16 protein-coding genes and 1 tRNA gene are annotated in these 23242 nt (G+C 37.2%); 11 read left to right on the top strand and 6 right to left on the bottom strand.

Annotated features, from left to right (window positions below; genetic code table 11):
- Positions 1 to 3: 3 nt before the first annotated feature.
- Positions 4 to 2151, bottom strand: coding sequence for a cation:proton antiporter (locus LPB89_RS09780; protein WP_230701561.1), 2148 nt, complete (start codon positions 2149 to 2151; stop codon positions 4 to 6).
- A gap of 318 nt (positions 2152 to 2469) precedes the next feature.
- Between LPB89_RS09780 and LPB89_RS09775 the strand changes: the two genes are divergently transcribed.
- The 9 genes from LPB89_RS09775 (at position 2470) to LPB89_RS09735 (ending at position 14270) form a co-directional block, all read left to right on the top strand.
- Positions 2470 to 3897: an L-serine ammonia-lyase gene (locus LPB89_RS09775; protein WP_230701560.1), complete on the top strand. Its 1428-nt coding sequence runs from the start codon at positions 2470 to 2472 to the stop codon at positions 3895 to 3897.
- Positions 3898 to 4017: 120 nt separating this feature from the next.
- Positions 4018 to 5214 carry an SH3 domain-containing protein gene (locus tag LPB89_RS09770; RefSeq protein ID WP_230701559.1) on the top strand — a complete coding sequence of 399 codons (1197 nt, stop codon included), beginning with the start codon at positions 4018 to 4020 and terminating at the stop codon, positions 5212 to 5214.
- Between the two features lie 49 nt (positions 5215 to 5263).
- Complete coding sequence (gene panB / locus LPB89_RS09765; RefSeq protein ID WP_154339276.1) at positions 5264 to 6082, top strand: 3-methyl-2-oxobutanoate hydroxymethyltransferase; 819 nt, start codon at positions 5264 to 5266, stop codon at positions 6080 to 6082.
- 71 nt (positions 6083 to 6153) lie between these two features.
- Positions 6154 to 6504, top strand: coding sequence for a four helix bundle protein (locus LPB89_RS09760; RefSeq protein WP_230701558.1), 351 nt, complete (start codon positions 6154 to 6156; stop codon positions 6502 to 6504).
- A gap of 45 nt (positions 6505 to 6549) precedes the next feature.
- Complete coding sequence (locus LPB89_RS09755; protein ID WP_230701557.1) at positions 6550 to 7239, top strand: RluA family pseudouridine synthase; 690 nt, start codon at positions 6550 to 6552, stop codon at positions 7237 to 7239.
- A 75-nt stretch (positions 7240 to 7314) separates the two neighbouring features.
- Positions 7315 to 8643 carry an aldehyde dehydrogenase gene (locus tag LPB89_RS09750; RefSeq protein WP_230701556.1) on the top strand — a complete coding sequence of 443 codons (1329 nt, stop codon included), beginning with the start codon at positions 7315 to 7317 and terminating at the stop codon, positions 8641 to 8643.
- A 118-nt stretch (positions 8644 to 8761) separates the two neighbouring features.
- Positions 8762 to 9559 carry a hypothetical protein gene (locus tag LPB89_RS09745; protein ID WP_230701555.1) on the top strand — a complete coding sequence of 266 codons (798 nt, stop codon included), beginning with the start codon at positions 8762 to 8764 and terminating at the stop codon, positions 9557 to 9559.
- Positions 9560 to 9647: 88 nt separating this feature from the next.
- Positions 9648 to 13331 (top strand): response regulator, encoded by a 3684-nt coding sequence (locus LPB89_RS09740; RefSeq protein ID WP_230701554.1) that lies wholly within the window; start codon positions 9648 to 9650, stop codon positions 13329 to 13331.
- A 90-nt stretch (positions 13332 to 13421) separates the two neighbouring features.
- Positions 13422 to 14270, top strand: a complete 849-nt coding sequence (locus LPB89_RS09735) for a neutral zinc metallopeptidase (protein ID WP_230701553.1) — start codon at positions 13422 to 13424, stop codon at positions 14268 to 14270.
- Between the two features lie 452 nt (positions 14271 to 14722).
- Here the strand turns inward: LPB89_RS09735 and LPB89_RS09730 are convergent.
- The 5 genes from LPB89_RS09730 to LPB89_RS09710 form a co-directional block, all read right to left on the bottom strand.
- Positions 14723 to 14796: transfer RNA gene (locus LPB89_RS09730), tRNA-His, on the bottom strand.
- 65 nt (positions 14797 to 14861) lie between these two features.
- Positions 14862 to 15578, bottom strand: a complete 717-nt coding sequence (bshB1, locus tag LPB89_RS09725) for a bacillithiol biosynthesis deacetylase BshB1 (protein WP_230701552.1) — start codon at positions 15576 to 15578, stop codon at positions 14862 to 14864.
- Between the two features lie 126 nt (positions 15579 to 15704).
- A complete protein-coding gene (locus LPB89_RS09720; RefSeq protein ID WP_230701551.1) occupies positions 15705 to 16769 on the bottom strand; it encodes a chorismate-binding protein in 1065 nt (354 codons plus the stop codon).
- A complete protein-coding gene (locus LPB89_RS09715) occupies positions 16762 to 18828 on the bottom strand; it encodes a M48 family metallopeptidase (RefSeq protein WP_230701550.1) in 2067 nt (688 codons plus the stop codon). Before LPB89_RS09715 ends, LPB89_RS09720 begins: the two co-directional genes overlap by 8 nt.
- A 20-nt stretch (positions 18829 to 18848) precedes the next feature.
- Complete coding sequence (locus LPB89_RS09710) at positions 18849 to 19277, bottom strand: PaaI family thioesterase (protein WP_230701549.1); 429 nt, start codon at positions 19275 to 19277, stop codon at positions 18849 to 18851.
- A gap of 258 nt (positions 19278 to 19535) precedes the next feature.
- Here LPB89_RS09710 and LPB89_RS09705 point away from each other — a divergent pair, with 258 nt between their 5' ends.
- Together LPB89_RS09705 and LPB89_RS09700 are read left to right on the top strand one after the other, a co-directional pair.
- A complete protein-coding gene (locus LPB89_RS09705) occupies positions 19536 to 21050 on the top strand; it encodes a hypothetical protein (protein WP_230701952.1) in 1515 nt (504 codons plus the stop codon).
- A gap of 321 nt (positions 21051 to 21371) precedes the next feature.
- Positions 21372 to 23225 (top strand): endonuclease, encoded by a 1854-nt coding sequence (locus LPB89_RS09700; protein WP_230701548.1) that lies wholly within the window; start codon positions 21372 to 21374, stop codon positions 23223 to 23225.
- Positions 23226 to 23242: the final 17 nt, after the last annotated feature.

Here is a 23242-nt window from a genome sequence, read left to right as displayed (position 1 = left end):
ATTCTAGCCTTTTTTTAAAATACTTCCCAAACCTCTACCAATCTGTTCAATCGCTTCGATACCTTTTGTAAGTGGTGTTGCTGTAAAATCCTCGTACGCATCCATGGCGCTTTCTTTTCTGTCGTCTTGTGGATACACCAAAATCAGGTTATTATCATCAAATGATTTTTCGAATTTCTGGGGCAGTTTATCAAAGATCGACTGATACGAAACAGACCCTTTACGGGATAAATTAAACACAATCAGATCCGTTGGCGTGATTTCATCTGAAATCGCTTCAAAATCTTCCCAGTCCAGAATACTTTTAAAACCTAATTTCGCATTCAGTCTCAGATTCGTGGCAATCTGCGAAATCGCCTGATGCGTTTTGTATTCCGCATAAATCACAATCGGAACACTTAATTCCTGGGACAAACGACAAATTTTCTGAAGCAAAAGATGAAATCCAATTCCCCTTTCCGAAAAAGGCGGGCAAATAAAAACCAGTCTCTTTTCTTCTATAAATGTTTTTTGAAACCTGCAGATAAAGAGGCTTTTGTCGACATTGTTAATGATTGAATCTACATTTTCTCCAAAAATCTTATCCAGGAAACCTGTTTTTCTTGGCCAGCCTATAATGACAATATCCGCCATAATTTCTTTTGAAGTACGTGCAATTCCGCTTGCTGGATTGTGATCAATTCGGGCAATGGTATTGATTTTTACTTCTGAGGCAGAGCCCTGAATAACAAACTTATCCACCGCTTTTTTATATTTCAGGATATTAATCTCGGCCTGATCATTATTTGGTACGATCGTTAACAACGTCACCGGATTGGCAGATTTCTTATCTTTTATTAAAAGTGCAAAATCGAGCAGGCTCGCCGTTGCCGAAGTCTTGGCCAGAGGAATCAAAATATGCTCTTCTAAGATCTGGTCCTTATTGGTGTCTTCATGGGAAACTTCTTCTTCGCAGATTGCAATTTTCTTGGCCGCTTTTTCAGTAGCGAAAGAAGCCACGATACAGGTTATTAAAATTAGGATAATCGTCCCGTTAAGGATATTCTCATCCAGTATTTTAGCTTTAAATCCAACCAGAATAACGGCCAGGGTTGCTGCGGCATGTGCACTGCTCAGTCCGAAAATAAGCTGTCTTTCGGTTTTGGTATATTTAAAAACGACCTGTGTAAAAAAGGCGGCAATCCACTTTCCGAAAATAGCGACAACACTTAGTGTCCCGGCTACAATCAAGGCAGTCGGCCCACTTAAAATCACACTGATATCCACCAGCATACCAACAGAAATCAGGAAGAACGGAATAAACAATGAATTTCCGATAAACTCAATCCGGTTCATCAGGGCAGACGAATGCGGAATTAAAGGGTTTAATGCCAAACCGGCAACGAAAGCACCAATAATCGGCTCCACTCCCGCTACTTCTGCCAAAAATGCGGCGAAGAAAACGACAGAGAGTACAAAGATATAGTGTGCATGTTTTTCACTTTCCAGTTTTTTGAAGAACCATTTGGCAATCCTCGGAATGACCAGAAACATAATGGCGGAGAAAATGGCCAGTGAAACGCCTAATTTTATCCAGAAAGCCTGGTTCAGGTTTCCCTGACTGCTTCCCATAATCACGGCCAGAATAATCAAAACCGCAGTATCGGTAAGGATTGTTCCCCCAACCGTTATGGCAACTGCCTGATTTTTGGCAATTCCGAGCTTACTCACAATCGGATAAGCAACGAGGGTATGCGTGGCAAACATGCTCGCCGTTAAAAAACTCGCATTAAAATCGTAATTCAGTAAGTAAAAACAAACCGGAAAACCAATCGAAAGCGGAAAAATAAAGGTAAACAAGCCAAACAGCAAACTCTTGTTCCTGTTGGCTTTAAATTCGTTCATATCGAGTTCCAGACCGGCAATAAACATAATATACAAAAGCCCGATAGTCGAAAATAAATCTACGGCCGAGTTTTTTGCCAGAATATTAAGCCCGTGAGGCCCTATGATGACTCCGGAAATAATAAGACCAATAATACCGGGAATATTTATTTTCTTTAATAAAATCGGGGATAATAAAATAATGAAAAGTATCAACGAGAAAATCAATACTGGGTTGCTTAATGGTAATTCGAATTCTTGTAAAAAATGCTTGAAAAATTCTATCATAGTGTAATTTTATCTTCTTTGTAGTATTCTAATTTTTCGCAAAAATGATGCATTAATTAAAATGAAACCACTGAAGTCTTAGTTTACTGATTTCTTTAAAAGGGATAAAAAAATCAAATTCTTTAGTATTTGCTTCACTACAAAAATACCAAAAAAACGACGAACTCTTTACGAAAGTTCTATATTACGCATTTAAAATTATTTCGTTGTCAAATTATTAAAATTTAATATCTTTTTTAACAAAACCGCAAGATTAACAAATGATAATTAAACTTCTTTGCATTATTCAATTATCTTTGTCTTACTAAAAATTGAACAATGGAAGAATGTATCTCTGTTTTTGATATGCTTAAAATTGGTGTCGGGCCTTCCAGCTCGCATACTCTTGGTCCCTGGCGTGCAGCCGAACGTTTTTTGGAAGAGTTAAAAAACGAATCAATTTTAGACCGCATCAAACGGGTAAAAGTCGATTTATACGGATCACTTTCTTTAACCGGTAAAGGTCATGCTACCGATCTGGCCGTTATGTTGGGCCTGAGTGGTCAGGATCCTGAATATATTCCGGTTGATAATATTGCCGGAATCATAAAAACTATCGAAGATACAAACGAAATTATTCTGGGGAATGCCTATAAAATTCCGTTTTATTTTCTTCAGGACATTGTTTTCAATAAAGAATTTCTTCCTTTCCATGCTAACGGATTAAAATTTACCGCTTATCAGGAAGACGACTCTGAATACGAATCTACTTTTTATTCTATTGGAGGAGGTTTCGTCGTGAAAGAAGAGCGTGAAAATGCAAAAATCAAAGAAGTCATAAAATGTGCCTTCCCCTTCCCGATTCAAAATGCGGTTGAGCTTCTGAACTATACTGTTTCGGAGAACAAACTGATTTCTGAAATTGTTTACGAAAACGAAAAATCAATGCGTCCGGAAGCGGAAATCCATTCCGAATTAATGCGTATCTGGAATACGATGCTCGAATGCATGTACATCGGCTGCCATACCGGAGGAATCCTTCCGGGAGGCTTACACGTTCGCAGGAGAGCTTTTGACATGCATCAGAATTTAATTGGTTTATCCAACTACAATTCCCCGCAGACCTGGCTGGAAGAGATTCGAAAAACCGAAGTAAAATTTCGTCAGATCCTAAAATGGGTAAGTTGTTTTGCACTTGCCGTGAATGAAGTAAATGCCTCCCTGGGCCGTGTTGTAACAGCACCAACCAACGGAAGTGCCGGTGTCATACCTGCTGTATTGATGTATTATCTGGTGATCGAAAACCATAACGCCGGAGAAAAAGAAATCAAACAATTCCTGATGGTTGCCGGAGAAATTGGAAGTATCTTCAAAAAAGGGTCTACCATTTCGGCTGCAATGGGCGGTTGCCAGGCAGAAATTGGCGTGTCGTCTTCTATGGCTGCTGCTGCGCTTTGCGAATTAATGGGAGGATCTCCTGCCCAGGTGCTAATGGCTGCCGAAATTGCCATGGAGCATCATTTAGGTCTGACCTGTGATCCTATTGGCGGTCTGGTTCAGATTCCATGCATCGAAAGAAATACAATGGGTGCCATAAAAGCCATAAATGCCGCCGAATTAGCATTGGAAACGGATTCCAAAAATGCAAAAGTGCCATTAGACAAGGTAATCGATACCATGTGGCAGACCGCAAAAGACATGAATTCCAAATATAAAGAAACTTCCGAAGGAGGTTTGGCAATTGCCGTAAATATGGCTGATTGCTAAAAAATAAAGGTTGCCACGAATTGCACGAATTTACACGTATTACTATTTTGCTTCTTTGCAGATCAAAAAATTTGTGAAATTCGTGCAATTCGTGGCAAAAACGCTTCCAAAATATACTCCATGAAAAAATACTACTTTTTTGCTGCCTTATTTTGCTCCATACTATTGCATTCCCAGGAACGCTATTTCCTGAATTCAGATACACGTTTGTATACTTCCCCGAGTACTTCCGCTGAGTTTCTCGGATATTTTAAATACGGAGCCGAAGTGCAGTTACTATCCGAAAACAAAAATGGCTGGTATAAAGTAAAAGCCGATAATTTATCCGAAGGTTTTGTTCCGGAGAAATTCGTTGCCACACGATTAAATTCAGCCGATGTGAAAGTAAGGGACAATGAAAACCCACTTATCGAAGGCAATGATAACTATTACGGCAGCAGTCATCTTTTTGTTATAGTCGCGGGTTTAAAAGCAAGGGCACAACCCGATAAAAACTCGAAAATTAAAGAAGTTTTATATACCGGCGATCCTGTACCTATTAATTACCTTCCTAAAAACCCGGAAGAATGGGTGAATATTGGCGGGAATTTTAGTGATGAATACGCCCGGTTTACTTTACGAAAATTTGTTGGCAAAAGACCTGATTTCAACACCTTACTCAAAGACTTTGACAAACTGGACCCTACGAATAGTACAGAACGTAAAACGGTTGGTGAACGACTGGTAGAACTGGCATGGAATAGCGATAACGCAACCTTAAGTCCGGCTTATCAGAGATATTATGAGGTTGTCAAACAAATAAACGACCCGAAACTTCTGGCTGATACCGAGCTGAATATCATTATAGCCAAAGGATTGGCCAAACACAAGACACCGGAACAAATCCTTGCTTTCGTTAAAAAATCAGAGTTTGTCCTGAAAGGAGTAAAAACCAAATCATTGTTTCTGACACAGAAAGATTTAGTGAAGGTCTTCGGAAAACCGGTAAAAAAAGCAACCATAAGTGATGAATGCGGTCTTTACCTGAGTGACCTATTTTATTACTATCCCGATTTGGAAGCTTCTGTAGATGAAAAGCAAAACCAGGCAGAAATAACCAGGGTTTTTATTAACGAAAACAACAAACTTGTTTTTAATGCCAATGCAGCCTTAGACCATACGGTATCTGAAAAAGCATTTATCGAAAAATACGGTTCGTATATTGGTGCCTCCATAAAAGCACCGCATCTTTACTCCATACAATTGGAAGACAGCGAATTTAAAATAGAATTCAGGGATGGAAAGTTATTTAACATCGAAATATTCTTCTATTGCTGATTTCAATCTATAATTATTCAATACTTTTACATCTTCAAAAAAAAATAAAATGTCAGTAGCAAAAAAAGATTATAAAAGAATCACAACAAAGTCATTAATCGAAATGAAAAGCAACGGAGAAAAAATCTCTATGCTTACCGCTTACGATTTTACAATGGCTAAAATTGTGGACACCGCAGGAGTTGATGTGATTTTAGTGGGCGATTCAGCATCAAACGTTATGGCGGGTCACGAAACGACATTGCCAATTACCCTGGATCAGATGATCTATCACGCTTCGTCTGTGGTTCGCGCTGTAGAAAGAGCACTGGTAGTCGTTGATTTACCTTTTGGAAGTTACCAGTCGGATCCGAAAGAAGCGTTGCGTTCTGCCATTAGAATCATGAAAGAAAGCGGCGGCCATGCTGTGAAACTTGAAGGAGGAAAAGAAATTAAAGAATCGATCAAAAAAATATTAAACGCCGGAATCCCGGTTATGGGACATTTGGGTTTAACACCACAATCTATCTATAAATTCGGTACCTACAGTGTTCGTGCAAAAGAAGACCAGGAAGCTGAAAAACTAATCGAAGATGCCAAGCTTTTAGAAAAAATTGGTTGTTTTGGTATTGTTTTAGAAAAAATCCCAGCCGATTTAGCTAAAAAAGTGGCAGAAAGCATTTCAATCCCCGTAATCGGCATTGGTGCAGGCGGTGGCGTTGACGGACAGGTTCTGGTTATCCATGATATGTTAGGAATGAACAACGAATTCAGTCCGCGTTTCTTACGCCGCTATTTGAATCTATACGAAGAAATGACAAAAGCTATTGGTCAGTATGCAGCTGATGTTAAGTCGAGTGATTTTCCGAATTCCAGCGAACAATATTAGGCTAGATTGTTGGATTTTTTGATTTTTTGATTGTTGGAAAACGAACTTAATTAAGGTAAAATAAAATTATAATGCACAGATTTAAGGATTTAGAAATTTGGAAATCAAGCAGAAAATTCTGTTCTGAAATTTATAATGTTACATCAAATTTCCCTGAGTCAGAAAAATTCGGTTTATCGAATCAATTGCGTCGTGCTTCTGTATCTGTACCTTCTAACATTGCTGAAGGATGTTCGCGAAGCAGTAACAAAGATTTTTCAAGGTTTCTCGAAATTGCAATTGGTTCTATTTTTGAAATTGAAACTCAATTGTTAATTTCTTTCGATTTAGGTTATATAACTCAAATTAAACTAGATGAATTATGTATTAATCTCGAAAGAATCGTAAAAATGACATCAAAATTTAAATCTACTTTGCTATAAAGTTCATTCGAACAATCTAAAAATCCTATAATCTAAAAATCGATTTTGAAAGTACTTTCTAATAAAAACAACCTTCAAATCCTGCACGAAGACAACCATATTATTGTAGTCAATAAACGAGTAGGCGATATTGTGCAAGGCGATAAAACCGGTGACAAGCCTTTATCTGATGTTGTAAAGGAATACATTAAAGACAAGTATAACAAACCCGGAGATGTATTTCTGGGGGTAATCCACCGTTTGGACAGGCCGACTACGGGAATCGTGGTTTTTGCCAGAACCAGCAAAGCATTAACGCGAATGAACGAAATGTTCAGCAATCGCGAAACACAAAAAACCTATTGGGCAGTTGTTAAAAATAAACCTGTAGAAACAACTGCCAAATTGGTTCATTTTTTAAAAAGGAACGAAAAAAATAATACTTCAAAAGCCCATTTAAAAGAAGTACCGGACAGTAAAGTTGCCAGTCTGGATTATACCGTTTTTAAAGAACTTCAGAACTATGTCGCTTTAGAGATTAATCTTCATACCGGTCGCCATCATCAGATTCGCGCGCAACTGGCTGCGATCGGCTCTCCGATAAAGGGAGATTTAAAATATGGCTTTGACCGCAGTAATCCCGACGGTGGCATTCATTTGCATGCCAGAAAATTAGTTTTTGTACATCCTGTTTCCAAAGAAAACATAACAATCGTTGCCCCTGTGCCCGATGAAACCATCTGGAATGCACTGTGATTTTATGATGAAATTGTTACTATTTTAAATTTTATCGATTAACTTGCAAAGTCAAAAAAATAAGTTAATCGCAAAATGGACTACAAAAACGACATCGGATACAGAAAAGAAACGCTAAAAAAGTTATTGTATAACATTCAGAAAAGCGAGGATTTAATTGTAAAAGCTTTATACGATGATTTTAAAAAACCTGAGTTTGAAGCTGTTTTAACCGAAACCAATTACGTCATTTCAGAATTGAAAGACACCATTAAGAACATTCATAAATGGGCAAAACCAAAACGTATTTGGCCTTCACTTCTTAATTTTCCCTCAACCGATTATATTTACAAAGAGCCCTACGGAAAAGTTTTGGTAATTGCCCCGTGGAATTATCCTTTCCAGCTTGCGTTGTGTCCCGTTATTTCAGCTGTTGCAGCAGGAAACAGGGTTGTTTTAAAACCTTCGGAACTGACACCCCATACTTCGGCAATCATCACAAAAATCATCCAGAAAACCTTTCATGTCAATCATGTTGAAGTGTATGAAGGCGGTGTAGAAGTTTCCAGCACACTACTGGCACAACGCTGGGATTATATTTTCTTTACCGGAAGTGTAGCCGTTGGTAAGGTTGTTGCCAAAGCCGCTGCAGAAAACCTGACGCCCGTTACTCTTGAATTAGGCGGAAAAAACCCTTGTATTATCGATGAAACTGCCGATCTGAAATTAGCGGCCAAAAGAATTGTGTGGGGTAAGTTTATCAATGCGGGACAAACCTGTATTGCTCCCGATTACATTCTGATTCAGAAGAATATGAAAATCAATTTTCTCTCTTTTCTAATGGAAGAAATCACAAAGGCCTATGGTAAAAAAATGGAAAAATCACCTGATTTTGCCCGAATTATCAATACCAAAAACTGGCTGCGTTTAGTCAGTATGATTGATCCCGAACGAGTACTGTTTGGCGGAGAAACAGATGCTAATGCCTTATATATTGCACCCACGCTGCTGGAAGAACCTGCTTTGGACAGTGCCGTGATGAAAGAAGAAATTTTTGGCCCGATTTTACCGATCCTTACTTATGAGACTGAAGATGACATTAAAAATGTAATCAGCCGCTATGAGAAACCTCTTGCATTTTATGTTTTTAGTGACAACAAATCTTTTGCCAGAAAACTGATTACCACCTACTCTTTTGGAGGCGGCTGCATCAACGATACTGTTGTCCATTTTTCTAATAAAAGACTGCCTTTTGGCGGTGTCGGCCATAGCGGCATAGGAGCGTATCACGGTCAGTTGAGCTTTGATATTTTCTCGCATCATAAAGGAGTAGTCAAAAAAGGAAACTGGCTTGACCTGCCCATGCGATATGCCCCGTATAAAGATAAATTGACAGCAATTAAACGTATATTAGACTGGTTATAAGCACTAAAACATTTTAGTAATGTTTTGTAGATTCTTTTATGGAATTGATTAAAAATATTATATTTACGTCTGAATAACATTAAATAAAACAGACTATAACACAATTTTACTCAAAAAAATGAAATCTACACTTGACCAAATCGAAGACATTAGGAAAAATGGCTATTCATTAGATTTTTCGAATGTTTTCAACCACGCTTTCGAAAACTATAAAAAAATAGCACTTTATGCAGGATTAATATTACTCGTATTTTCGATTTTAGCTTTTTTCCTTGGAGGAGGAATTTTAGTGGCACTATACGGTGTTGAACATTTTAACGAACAATTCTTTAAAAACCTGCAAAGCGAACAAACGGATAATTCAGTCTTGCTGATTTATACACTGGTAATCGCATTTGTCTCAGCATTTTTAAGTCCGTTTACGGCTGGATTTCTAAAAATGGCCGATTGTGCCGACAAAGATGAAGCTTTTAATGTTTCTACTATTTTTTCCTATTACAACTCACGCCACTTTCCGAATCTTTTTATAGCGGCCTTATCCATCTCTTTGCTGGGAGGATTAATTTCAGTTGGCTTTAGTTTGTTGGGTATTATGTTTGTCGATACTATCATTACAATCGTGATCACCTTATTTACAACCTTGACCCTTCCGCTTATTATTTTTGGTGAACTGAACGCAATAGAAGCGATCAAATCGAGCGTTATGATTGTGAGCAAACAACCCTTCGTAATTCTTCTTTTGGTAATTGTTGGAGGACTGGCTTCTATGGTTGGTTTTATTGGCTGTTGCATTGGTATCGTATTTACAATTCCGCTTACATACTCCGTAAATTATGCGATTTACAGAGCTATTATATTAAATGATGAAGATGAAAATTCCATTGATTCTATTGGTCAGTCGGATTCCTATAATTAAAAATTTTCTAAAATAAAAAAGGGGCTTAACCTACTCCGTTTAGAAACTTAAAAAAGCTATTTACTAAACCAAATATCCCCCAAATACTATGGTACAAAACTATAGTTGTATTCATTCACTGATTTCAGGAATCGCCATTTTTGGAGATGCCCTGAAATCAGGCGGATTGAACTGGTTTGTAATCAATTCTGATATTATTTTCTATAACAATCCGAAAATCATTATTTTAGGATTATCCTTAGTCGGATTTCTTACTTTACTGATTTATCAGTTTTTCAGAATTAAAGCTAAAATCGGGTATTTCATCGAAAAAAGAAAAGAAGATGACACCACGAGCAGGGAATATCAACTCTATATTTTATTCTTTGGGATCGCCATTATTGTCATTGAAATTATCAATGAAATCTTTAAGATTAGACCCAAAAGTTTATTAATTACAAATTCCGCCATCGGTTTTTTTGTGCTGGCGGTTTATTTTGTAACCGATAAAATAAAAGCATTGAGAGATAAGATCCAGCCCATTTTTATCTTTTCCTTCTTTATTTACATTTCCTATGTTGCATTCAATATCGTGTACCTTTCAAATGATGTGGTGCCGATTATTGTTTTTTTGATTTCATTCTTCTTTGCTTATAATATTTTAAAACCAATCAGAATGTATTGGTTTTTTGTTGCACTGGCTTTTACATTTCAGATTATAACAATTGTTTTTCATTTAATTCCATTAAAGTCCTCGATATTATTAATCAATTTTTCAATTCTGATTTTTATTATCAATCAGGTAAAATATGCCGTTTTATTAAACAGTCGTGATAATTTCAGATTTACAAATGAAATTGTGCACAAAGGAAATTCCCTGACCATTGCGACAAATCAAAAAGGGGAAATACTGTTTTGCAGCGAAACAATTACTTCCATTTTAGGATATCTTCCGGATGAAGTGATGGCAATGAAATTCTGGAAACTGACGGAAGACCAGGAATTCATAAAGGAAAACCACAATAAGAATCAAATTGATAACAAACTCTATATCCAGAAATTAAAAAATAAAAACGGTGAGTACAAATACATCCAGTGGAAAGATAAAAAGTTTTCTGAAGACTTAATTATCAGTATTGGCCAGGACGTTACGGAGCAGATTATCGTTCAGGATCAATACAAAAACCTGATTCAGACCGCTACGGATATCATATTTGAAATAAATGTAGATGGTTATTTTACTTTTGTAAATGAATTTGGGTTTTCTATTCTCGGATATTTTGAGCATGAGATTATCATGCAGCATTATTCCAATTTCATTCATGAGGATTATATAAAAAATGCGGTTGACTTTTACGAAAACCTCGAGCAGAACGAAATCAACTATCCAACGATTGAAATCCCGATTTTAAAGAAAAACGGCGAAGAATTATGGATTTCCCAAAAGGTAATTATTCGCAAGAATGACCTGGGCCAGACTATCGGTTTTGCAGGTATCGCAAGGGATATTACTGAAATAAAAGACATCGAAAACGAGAAAAAAAGACGTCTTGAAAAAATTGAATCCTACAACAACTCCACCAAAAAATTATCGACGACCGATTTTCGAAATTACAGTAATTTTCAAACCGTAATCGATTATATCATTCAGGAAGCTGCAACAGTATCTAAAACAAACAGAGTTAGTTTCTGGCGGTACTCCAATGATATTATCACCTGCAAAAACTTATTTAGCTGGGACAATCAGACCCTAAGTGATAAAAATATTCTCGATAAGGAATCGTATCCGATTTATTTTGAAACCTTAAAAAACAAAGCCATTATAAACGCTCCGGATGTTTTCAACAAACTGGAAACCTCTGAATTTAAGGAAGTTTATTTCATTCAGAATAAAATAAAATCAATGCTGGACGTGCCCATTTTTCTCAACGGGCAGCTGGCAGGTGTAGCTTGTTTTGAAAGTACCGAAGAAAAACGGGACTGGGACAATGAAGACATCAATTACGCCCGAACCATATCAGATGTCATTTCCCTGGCAATTTCATCTCAAATGCGGCTTAAAGCAGAGAAAAAACTGGAACTGAAAAGTGAACTGCTTTCTGCACTGGCACTTTGTACGGAAAAGTTTTTAATGAGTAAAAGTACGCAAAAGATGTTTGAGGAAACTTACGAAATTATTGGTGAAGCCTCGAATGTCGATCATATCTTTTATTACGAAAAAGATTTTGAAACCAAAACCATTAGCCAGCAATACAAATGGTCCAGAGATGGCGTAAAACATCAGATAACAGAGCTGCAAAATTTTACGGAAGAAAATTTAAAAGAAATAATTGAACATTCCCAAAGTAAAAAAGTTTTAAGCACCTTAACACAAAACCTCGAGGATACTTTTTTCAAAAATTTACTGGTCACCAACGAAATCAAGTCCATTTTGATTTTGCCTTTGTATGCCAATAATAACTTTTCCGGTTTTATCGGTTTTGATGATTGCACTAAAGAAAGAAAATGGACGGACGATGAAATCTACATTTTCCAGACACTTGCCAACAACATTTCATCCGCTTTAGACCGAAACAGAAACCAGGCGAAAATCAAAGAAAGTGAAGATGCCATCAAAGCCAAAGAACTGGCAGAAGCAGCCAATAAGTCAAAATCTGATTTCCTGGCCAATATGTCTCATGAAATTCGTACGCCGTTGAATGGAATTATCGGATTTACCCATTTACTGATGAAAACCAATCTGGAAGAAATTCAGGAAAAGTACATGACGACCATCAATCAATCGGCGCATTCTTTACTGGAAATCATCAATGACATCCTTGATTTTTCTAAAATTGAGGCCGGAAAACTGGAACTTTTTATAGACCTCTACGACATTCAGAAAATATTAGGCCAAATATTTGACTTAATCGTTTATGAATCCAACCAAAAAAGTCTTCAACTTGAACTGAACGTTGATCCAAATGTCCCGAAATACATCTGGACAGACATTGTACGTTTAAAACAGATTCTGATCAACCTTCTATCCAATGCCATTAAGTTTACAAACGAAGGCAGCATCAAATTAAATGTTTCTGTTATTGAGCAAAAATCAGAGGATAATTACATCATTCGATTTTCGGTCGTGGACACCGGAATTGGCATACTCGAAAAAAACCAGAAGAAAATATTCAAGGCTTTTTCTCAGGAAGACAGCTCCACAACACGAAAATTCGGAGGAACCGGTTTAGGACTAACCATCTCCAATCAGCTGCTGGCGCTGATGGAAAGCCGTTTACAGCTTAAAAGCAAAATAAACGAAGGAAGTAATTTTTATTTCGACCTGAATTTAAATATCAGCCATAAAAGCATCAACGAGAAATACAAAATTGTATCTAAAACCATCAATAAGGAATTTGATCTGAATTACTATTCCAATCAAAAAAAATTAAGCATCTTAATTGTCGAAGACAACAAAGTAAACATGCTGTTGCTGAAAACAATCCTGAAAAACCTGAATATCAATACGCTTATTTACGAATGTGAAAATGGGTATGAAGCAGTAAATCAAATTGAAAACATAAGCCCGGACCTGGTTTTTATGGACATCCAGATGCCGATCATGAACGGTTATGAAGCGACAAGGGCCATCAGGAATACATTAACGGGTAAAAGCATTCCGATAATCGCTGTTACAGCCGGTGCGGAAAAAGACGAACGAAACAAATGTATCTCCGCCGGAATGAACGATTACATCTCAAAGCCCATTATTCGCGGTACTGTTGAAGAAGCATTGTCGAAATGGATAAAATAGAAAAAGTTAATCCTGTGCTATAACTGTATTTTCAAAAAAATCTATAAATTCGTACAACTAAAATTACAACAACCATTAAAACAATATACTATGAAGTGGCTAGGCAGAAGACAAAGTGATAACGTTGAAGACCGAAGAGGCTTATCCGGCGGAAAAGTTGCCGTAGGAGGCGGAGTTATTGGTATCATTATTTTGTTGCTAAACGTTTTTGGTGGTGAAACCGGCCAGACGGTTGGGAATGTATTACAGCAAATGCAGGGCGGACAACAGCAAACTGAAGCAGCAGCACCGCTAAGCAAAGAAGAGAAAGAAATGGGTGACTTTGTGAGGGTTGTCTTAGCCTACAATGAAGACACCTGGAGCAGGATATTCGAAGAAAATGGCATGACGTACGAAAAGCCAAAATTAGTCCTTTTCAGAGGTTCTGTAGAAACAGCCTGCGGGGGAGCATCCTCTGCTTCGGGACCCTTTTACTGTCCCGGTGACAGAAAAGTATATATGGATCTGGACTTCTTTGAAGAACTAAAAACAAAATTCGGAGCCAAGGGTGGTGACTTTGCAATTGCGTATGTGATATCGCATGAAATTGGCCACCACATTCAGACCTTACTCGGGACTTCAGAAAAAATGCGTGAAGAACAACAAGGCAAAAGCGAAGCTGAAGCTAATAAACTTTCTGTAGCTTTGGAATTGCAGGCTGACTTTTATGCCGGAGTATGGGCCCATTACAATAAAGAGAATCTAGATGCCGGAGATATAGAAGAAGCTTTAAGCGCTGCAAATGCAGTTGGAGATGATGCCATTCAGAGCAAAATGCAGGGCCATGTAGTACCTGATTCCTTTACTCATGGTACATCAGAACAAAGAATGTACTGGTTCAAAAAAGGGTTTAACAGCGGAGATATTAAACAGGGAACCACTTTCGAGGAAATAAGATAATACTACAACCAAATATAATAAACCAATTAAGGCACAACTTGTATGTTGTGCTTTTTTTGTGTCCAAAAAAAAGTAAAATTCCAATATTTAAATTCCAAATTCCAATTTTGGTGCGGATAAAAAATCTTGAGGAGATGCAAAAAAAGTAAATTTCAATATTTAAATTCCAAATTCCAATTTTGGTGCGGATAAAAAATCTTGCGGAGATGCAAGAAAAGTAAATTTCAATATTTAAATTCCAAATTCCAATTTTGGTGCGGGTAAAAAATCTTATCGGAAATGAGACAATAATGTTGATCCAATTCTATTGAAAAAATTTGATTTGGAATTTAAAATTTTGGATTTGAGATTTCGAACTTGGAATTTGGAATTTAAGAATTGTAATTTAAAACTTCGATTTAAATTAATCGCACAAAAAAAGCCTTGAATTTCTTCAAGGCTTTAAATTTCTGGGTGGCTGACCGGGTTCGAACCGGCGACCCGCGGCACCACAAACCGCTACTCTAACCAGCTGAGCTACAACCACCATTTTGCTTAGCGGTTGCAAATATATAACAAAGGTTTACTTCTACAAAGAAAAATTTGAAAAAATTACATCAAATTTTCTAAGCTATTGACTGCCAAACACCTTTCAACAGTAAATCCTTCCGCAAAATCTTTCCCAACAAGCCTTCCTAAGTCCTGCGCACGGTAATTTAAGCTTTCCAGGAAGTTTTTGCTTGTAATGGGTGTCGCAGGTTCTTTCGAATTCGCATCATAAAATTGTGTTTTATAAGCCAGGATTGCTTCTATTTTTTTCTGTTCAAAGCCGGTGATATCTACCACGAAATCCGGCTCAATGTTTTTCCACTGAATATAATGGTATACTACTTTGGGTCTCCAGGCTTCCTGGTTTACGCCGTCAAGTGAAGTTTCAATTTTCATCAGTCCCGACAAGAAGCATGCATCGGAAACCAACTTACTTCCCTTACCGTGGTCGATATGACGGTCGTCAATGGCATTGCACAAAACGATTTCAGGTTTGTACTTTCGGATCATCCTAATGACTTCCAGCTGATGTTTTTCGTCATTGGCAAAAAAGCCGTCACGCATCGCCAGATTTTCACGAACCACGACCCCTAATATTTTTGCGGCGGCGGCGGCCTCTTCGTCTCTGATTTCAGCCGTACCACGTGTACCCAGTTCACCGCGTGTTAAATCCACGATGCCGACTTTTTTACCCAGTGATACTTCTTTTAAAATAGTTCCGGCACAACCTAATTCTACATCGTCCGGGTGTGCGCCAAAGGCTAGTATATCTAATTTCATTTTGTTTTTTTGTTTTTTTTGTTTCAGGTTTCAGGTTTCAGGTTTTGGGTCGCAGTTTTCAGTCTCGGTCGCAGTCGCAGTCTCAGTATGCAGTGCGGCTGTAAACTGAGACTGACACTATTTTTTTCACTTCCTCAAAACTCTTTTCATCGTCATCGACTTATTGACGCTTTCCTCCCACTCTTTCTCAGGAATACTTTCTTTGGTGATGCCGCAGCCCATGTATAAAATAGCTTTATCATCCTTAAGCTGCATGCTTCGTAAATTTACAAATAAATCCGAGCTTATCGCGTTTGATGCCAGGCTGCTGTTTAATTCGCCTAAAAAACCCGTATAAAAAGTCCGGTCATAGTTCTCGTTTTCAATGATAAAGGCTTTTGCTTTCTTTTTAGGCAAACCGCAAACGGCAGGCGTTGGATGCAAAGTGTCAATTACTTCTTCCAAAGTTGAATTGTCATTTAAAACACCCGAAATATCGGTTTTAATATGCCAGATCGATCCTGCTTTGATGCTGTAAGGCTCCGTTACCTGAACCGACAAAGCGACTTCACGCAATCTTTTTACAATAAAATCGGTTACATATTGCTGTTCGTCTTTTTCTTTTTGCTGCCAGGAAATTTCCGCTTCGAAGTTGGCTTTCTGCGTTCCGGCCAAAGCAGTGGTTTCAAATACGTTTCCGTTGGCTTTTAGTAATTGTTCAGGCGTTGCTCCCATCCAAAAACCGATTTCGGGATGAAAAAAGCAATAACTAAAAGTAGTCGGATACAATTGAATCAATTGCTGGAAAGTCATCACAAAATCGAAATCGGTTACATCCACACTTTCGCTTCGTGACAATACCACTTTTTTGAATTCTTCGTTTTTAATTGCCTGAATTCCTTTGGCAACTAAGTCTTCATACTGTTTTTTAGCAACCGGATCAAAATCTGCATCGTTCCTTTCAACCGGACTGAACTCAATATTTTCCTGTTCAGCAGTCATGATTTCAGATTCGTTTTCCGGAATCAGGATCAGTTGCTTTTCATCAAAAGAAGCAAATACAAATCCTTTTTCGGTAAAATCAGAAACGGTATGCAGTATATTATTTTGTTGTAACAGCCCAATCATTTTAGTGGAATTGGGTTTGGAATAAAGTACAAAGGGTAAATTTTGTTCTTTATGTAATTTTATTTTTGAAAAGAAATTATTCATGATAGTTTAAAAGTTGAGCTTGATACTCTAAAAGTTCTTTTTTGGCCTGAAAAAATGTTTTTGACAAAACATCCTGATAATCATTCATTGATCTGGACAGCAACTGTAAAACTTCGTCCAAATATTGATTACCATTAAAATAAACCCATTCTTCAGACAAATATTTATCGAATGCTACTCTCATATCAGTTGTAATAGCTTTTCTGTAAATATCATTCCCCAAGATCTTTTCGATCTGAATCCTAAATTGCTTTTCTTCTTTTTTTAGCAAAACCATATTTTTTTCAATAACATCAAAAGTGGCTACATGATGCATAAATTCAGAGACATTTAACATCTTAATATAATACCCGAAATCTTCATCGTAATGCTTATCCAGGTCAAAAAACTCTTTATATTGTCTTTTTAACTCTTCTCCTTTATGCTGCTTATCTGCCAGCTCCTTAAAATAAGAATAAATGGCAGTATCATTTTTAAGAATTTTGTCTTTGATTTCTTTTAAATCAACCTTAAGTTTATCAATAAGCTCACTGCAATTTTTTGATGAAATTTTATGACCATCATAATTGAATGATTTTATTTTGTACAATCCATTAGCAATTTGCTCCAAAAGATTAATGTCCTTTTCTAATGAAATCGAACTGAAAACCAAATCAATTGAGGCATTACTAAACAAATCACTCAATTCGTATTTTTCCGAAGAAGTAAATTCCGTAGCTTCTAAATCAAATAAATTTGGATTTTTATTATCATAATAATGATTGTAAATTTCATTAAACGAACCTGATAAGAACTCACTTTCAAACTCTTCAAAAAACTGCTCGTTTTTATTGTAAACAACAGCATCCGGATATGAAACTGCCGAAAACAGTTTATCGGTAAATTTACTTTGCAGGTCAATACGATCGTTTAGCAGACAGGTGGCTAATCTTTTATTTTCCAGTGGTTTTTCTATATTTAATTTTTGCAGTTCTGAAATCCTGTCTTCAATGCTAGGATGTGTGTCCCATTTGTTTTCTATAGTAAGCTTTGATTTATTGTAGCGATTCAGGAAATCTGTAGTCAATTGTGGTAAATCGTCCTGAACTTCTAATTTACTTTTAGCAGCAATAAAATTCATGACCAAAGTCTGTTGTTCGTATACATTTTTTGTAGCAATAGAGTTTGGAATTTTGTTTCCATAATAATCCAATACCCTGTTGAAAGAATGATCTGCCAAATCCAGACGCAATAACGAAGTAATCAAAGGCTGAGAGCCGGTCACTCCCGCGGCAACAGCATCTGCATGAAATTCCATTTGTCTGGACAAACCGTAATAACTTAAGTTGACCACCTGATAAACCTGTCTTAAAACCCATTGAATTCCCTGCACTATTTTTACGGCCAGTCCCGCAAAAAAAGCAAAATATCCATTTACACTTCCCCAGCTTTGGGCAATAGAATGATACGAATCATTATCGTATAACATATTGTGAATAATCCTGTTTACATTGTAAACATAACTTCCTACTTTCATGCTTCGTTGTGAAAAGTGTCCAAATTCATGCGCCAGAATAGCTTTAAGTTCTAATTCTGAAACTGAATTGATAAGTCCAACACCAATTTGAAGATTTTTCTTGATAGGAAGAAACATGCTCCAGAAATTAGAATCGTAAAAAACCGAAGCATTAACATCGGAAGACAAATACACTTTTTTAGGAAAATCTGTTTTTACTGACTTTACAATTTCACCAATAAACGCAAACAATTCCGGTTCTTCTTCTTTCGTAATTTCAATTAAATGAGAACGATCGACAACATTTTTTACAAAAATAAATTTGAACAAAAAAATGAGTACCAGAATTCCCATGCATAACAATCCCGCGCCAATCATAATAGTCACAAACATAGGTTTTGCAATTATGATCATCAGACCGCAATAGCCAGCCAGAATAGTCAGGCCAATTCCTGAGAAAATCAAGGTCAGGTAAACAATAAAAAAGAAAAGAACGGAAAGAATCGCTTTTATGGTCATCTTTTTAAACGTAGCAGAAACAGAAGCTGTATTTTTTTGAGTCATTAATTTTATAGAATAAATTTTTATTTTTTCTTTCGGTCCAGAACCATATTCGTCAATTTGCAAAGTGAAATCAGATTGCCTTCTTCGTCGGTAATTTTAATTTCCCAAAGATGGATACTTCTTCCTTTATGAATGATGCGTGCGGTTCCGAAAACATAACCTTCGCGAATACTTTTCAGGTGATTGGCAGAAATCTCGATGCCTCGGACTTCCTGCTCTTTTGGGTCTATAAAGAAAAAGGAAGCTGCACTTCCAACGCTTTCAGCCAAAGCAACCGAAGCGCCGCCGTGTAAAAGTCCCATTGGTTGATGAACGCTCGGATTTACAGGCATTTTGGCTACTAAAAAATCTTCGCCTGCATCTATATATTCTATTTTCAGCGTTTCCATCAGTGTGTTTTTAGTGAACTGATTGCAACGCTCTAATATTTGTTCTTTTGTATAATTCATTAAAATGGAATTTAAAGCCGTAAAATTAAAGAAAAGAAGAGATACAAATTATAAAATACAATTGTATTATTAAAATGATCTTCGAACCTGTCAGTTTTTTGTTATTTTTACACCAACAATCAAAATTTATCTTTGGCTGAAAATTATATTTTTTCCCACAGATGGCACAGATTACCAAAGATTAAAAAGTTTATTTACTTAAAGTAGAAAATCATTTAAATCTTTAAATCTGTGGCAAAAAACAACAAACATATTCAGATGCGTCACTACTATATCCTCTTCATTTTCGGAATATTTTTAACTGCCAGTTCCTGCCGGACTGATTTTGACACCGTTGCCAGTTCCGGGAATTTAAAGTTTTCAAAAGATACCGTTTATCTGGATACGGTTTTTAAAAACATTGGTTCCGCTACTTACCAGCTTAAGGTGTACAACAAAAGCAAAGACGATATTTCGATTCCGGTTATTCAGCTTAAAAAAGGGCTAAGTTCCAAATACCGAATGACGGTGGACGGAACAAACGGAAACAATGGCAAAATCTTCAATAATGTTACCCTTCTGGCCAAAGACAGTTTGTACATTTTTATAGAAACAACGGCAGATATTACAGATGCTGATCCGACTGATTTTTTATATACCGACGAAATTCAATTTGACAGCGGCGCTAATCTTCAAAAAGTGGCTTTGGTTACCTTAATTCAGGATGCCGTTTTTTTATATCCCAAACAAAATCCGGACGGAAGCAAGGAAAAAATTCAGATCGATGGTAAAGCTGTGGATGGTTTTTATCTCGATGAAAATGATGCTGCAAACGGAAATGAACTCCTTTTTACGAAACAAAAACCGTATGTTATTTATGGTTACGCAGGAGTTCCTGAAAATAAAACCGTCACTTTCGAAGCCGGTTCCAAGGTGTTTTTTCATGCTAATTCGGGGCTTTTTGTAGATAAAAATGCTTCCCTGCACATTAACGGAGCGGTTTCAACAACTGAAAAATCAGAAAATGAAGTTGTTTTTGAAGGCGATCGTTTAGAGTCCCTTTACTCGGATATTCCCGGACAGTGGGGCGCCATTATTCTCGCGGACGGGAGTACCAATCATGCCATCAATCATCTGACACTAAAAAATGCAACCATTGGTTTATCCATCAGAAACCAGGACGCTACAACGGTTCAGCTAAAAAACACACAAATTTATAACTGTTCGCAATACGGCATTTTAGCGAAGCATGCACGAATCAAAGGGGAGAATATTGTCATTAATTATTCCGGTCTGGCAGCTTTATCCTGTGTTTATGGCGGAGATTATAGCTTTACGCAGGCTACTTTTTACAACAACTGGCCAAGCAGCGACCAGTTTGCCGTTAACTTAAGCAACCGCCTGCCCGGAGCAACTCCGGAAACGAAAGACCTGACTCAGGCTACTTTTAACAATTGTATTATTTATGGTTCCAGTACCAATGAATTTAATCTGGACAAAGGCACCAATGCGCAATTTGTCTATCAACTGAACAATTGTTTATTGAAATTCAGCAGCACCAGCAAAAATCCCGATTATCAGTTTAAAGATGATGCCGTGCATTATACCAACATCATTCTGAATGAAAATCCAAAGTTTTATAACGTCTCTCAGAACAAGTTCAATATTGATAAAACTTCTGCCGCTTTCGCGAAAGGAGATCAGGCGTATATAATTCCGTTAGACATTTTAGGAACTACCAGAACTTCTCCGCCGGATTTGGGTGCTTACCAGAGTGCTGACTTTCCAAAATAAAGATTTATTACAAAGCGCAAACAGGACGCTTTTACCATATAAGTGATATAAGTTCATTTAAGGTTCCTTCAATTTCGCCGCAAAGACGCAAAGTGACAAAGTTTTTTATTTGTAAGGCTCAAATTCAAACTTTGTCACTTTGCACCTTTGTCCCTTTGAACCTTTGAACACTTAAATGGTAAAAAAAACAACCGTAAGAATATATATCTAAAAATAATCATTCCTTAACCCAGCGTATTCATAAAAGTAGTAGATTTGGTACAACAATAAATTAAAACACTATTAATCAATTTATTACCAACCAAACATTAAACAAATTTTATGAAAAAAAGCTACTCTTCGTTTCTATTACTGGTCTTCACTATCGCGGGTTTTGCGCAAATCCCATCGGGTTACTACAGCACTGCCACCGGAACCGGTTACACTTTAAAAACACAATTATATAACATCATTAAAGGTCATACCGATAACGGATATGCCGGTTTGTATACGACTTATCAAACTTCCGATGTTGATAATTTCTACGAAAATGACGGAACTGTTTTGGACATGTATTCTGAAAATCCGTCCGGAACAGATCCTTACAACTATACTACAGGAAGCACACAAAGATGTGGCAGTTATTCCGTAGAAGGAGATTGCTACAACAGGGAACACATCATTCCGCAATCTGTTTTTAACGAACAATCACCAATGGTTGCCGATGCTCATTTTATCACACCAACCGACGGAAAAGTAAACGGGATACGTTCTAATTATCCGCATGGAACCGTGAGTTCAGCAACTTATACTTCTCAAAACGGAAGCAAATTAGGTTCAAGTGCCGTATCCGGATATTCGGGAACTGTTTTCGAACCTGTAAATGCTTTCAAAGGCGATATTGCCCGAATGTATTTTTATTTTGCAACCCGTTACGAAAATACCGTTGCAGGTTATTCTTATGCGATGTTTGACGGTTCCAGCAATAAAGTATTTACAACTGCTTTCCTAAACGTTCTTTTAGCGTGGAATGCACAAGATCCGGTAAGTGCGAGAGAAATTGCCCGAAACAATGCCGTTTATGCCCGTCAGAACAACAGGAATCCGTATATCGATCATCCGGAATATGTAAATCAAATCTGGGGAGGTACTGCTCCTTCCGGAGACACTACAGCTCCAACTGCTCCAACAAGTTTGGCTTCAACAACAAAAACTTCAACATCTATTACAGTTGCCTGGAATGCTTCTACAGACAATGTAGCCGTGACAGGTTATGATGTTTACGCCAATAGCGTTCTGAAAACAACTGTTTCAGGTTTAACGGCAACTATTACAGGTTTAACGGCTTCAACAAGTTATTCTATTTATGTAAAAGCTAAAGATGCAGCAGGAAATACTTCCGCTTCAAGCAGTACGATAGCGGTTACTACCAATAGCAGCGGAACCGGAGGAACTGCAACCGATTTGCTTTTCTCTGAATATATTGAAGGTTCCGGAAATAATAAAGCGCTGGAAATTGCCAACAATACGGGAAGCTCCGTTAGTTTATCAGCCTATACGGTTAAAAAACAAACGAATGGTGCAGGTGCCTGGAGTACCGGTTTAGCCCTGAGCGGAACTTTAACGACAGGAAGTAAATTTGTAATTGTAAACAGTTCTATTTCTTCGACTTGTTTTTCTACAAGCGCAGCCAATATTTCGACCAGCGGAACGGAGTTAATGTTTAACGGAAATGACGCTGTAGGTTTATTCAAAAACGGCGTTTTGATCGACATCATCGGAACTTTCAATGGCGGAACTGCAAACTTTGCCGTAGATGTTACCTTAAGAAGAAAATCGACGGTAACTTCTCCATCAACAACTTTCAATTTAAGTTCACAATGGGATTCGTATACCACAGATACCTGTAATAACCTAGCAAGCAAAACAGCCATTGCAGCCAAAGAAGAGGAAACTTCCGGTTCTGATGAAATTATAATTTATCCGAATCCTTCCAACGGAAACTTTAATATCGGTTATACTAACTCAGACGCTCCTTATTCTATTGAAATCGTTTCATTTTCGGGACAAAAAGTTTTCGAAAAACAAAACATTACCAATCCCGAAATAGGAGTTAGTCATCTGGCTAAAGGAATATACATTGTTGTCATCACGAAAGATGAAAAAACAGTGTATAAAAAGATTATCATCAACTAATAAAATTATATTTTCAG

It is taken from the genome of Flavobacterium sp. ENC, from assembly GCF_020991415.1.
GTDB lineage: Bacteria > Bacteroidota > Bacteroidia > Flavobacteriales > Flavobacteriaceae > Flavobacterium.
This window is presented reverse-complemented; position numbering and strand designations above follow the sequence as displayed.

Bases quoted from the DNA above. Each gene is read 5' to 3' on its own strand.
- LPB89_RS09720 (WP_230701551.1), bottom strand. From the start codon at position 16,769: ATGAATAATTTCTTTTCAAAAATAAAATTACATAAAGAACAAAATTTA.
- LPB89_RS09735 (WP_230701553.1), top strand. From the start codon at position 13,422: ATGAAGTGGCTAGGCAGAAGACAAAGTGATAACGTTGAAGACCGAAGA.
- bshB1 (WP_230701552.1), bottom strand. From the start codon at position 15,578: ATGAAATTAGATATACTAGCCTTTGGCGCACACCCGGACGATGTAGAA.
- LPB89_RS09700 (WP_230701548.1), top strand. From the start codon at position 21,372: ATGAAAAAAAGCTACTCTTCGTTTCTATTACTGGTCTTCACTATCGCG.
- LPB89_RS09710 (WP_230701549.1), bottom strand. From the start codon at position 19,277: ATGAATTATACAAAAGAACAAATATTAGAGCGTTGCAATCAGTTCACT.
- LPB89_RS09715 (WP_230701550.1), bottom strand. From the start codon at position 18,828: ATGACTCAAAAAAATACAGCTTCTGTTTCTGCTACGTTTAAAAAGATG.
- LPB89_RS09740 (WP_230701554.1), top strand. From the start codon at position 9,648: ATGGTACAAAACTATAGTTGTATTCATTCACTGATTTCAGGAATCGCC.
- LPB89_RS09770 (WP_230701559.1), top strand. From the start codon at position 4,018: ATGAAAAAATACTACTTTTTTGCTGCCTTATTTTGCTCCATACTATTG.
- panB (WP_154339276.1), top strand. From the start codon at position 5,264: ATGTCAGTAGCAAAAAAAGATTATAAAAGAATCACAACAAAGTCATTA.
- LPB89_RS09780 (WP_230701561.1), bottom strand. From the start codon at position 2,151: ATGATAGAATTTTTCAAGCATTTTTTACAAGAATTCGAATTACCATTA.
- LPB89_RS09760 (WP_230701558.1), top strand. From the start codon at position 6,154: ATGCACAGATTTAAGGATTTAGAAATTTGGAAATCAAGCAGAAAATTC.
- LPB89_RS09705 (WP_230701952.1), top strand. From the start codon at position 19,536: ATGCGTCACTACTATATCCTCTTCATTTTCGGAATATTTTTAACTGCC.
- LPB89_RS09745 (WP_230701555.1), top strand. From the start codon at position 8,762: ATGAAATCTACACTTGACCAAATCGAAGACATTAGGAAAAATGGCTAT.
- LPB89_RS09775 (WP_230701560.1), top strand. From the start codon at position 2,470: ATGGAAGAATGTATCTCTGTTTTTGATATGCTTAAAATTGGTGTCGGG.
- LPB89_RS09750 (WP_230701556.1), top strand. From the start codon at position 7,315: ATGGACTACAAAAACGACATCGGATACAGAAAAGAAACGCTAAAAAAG.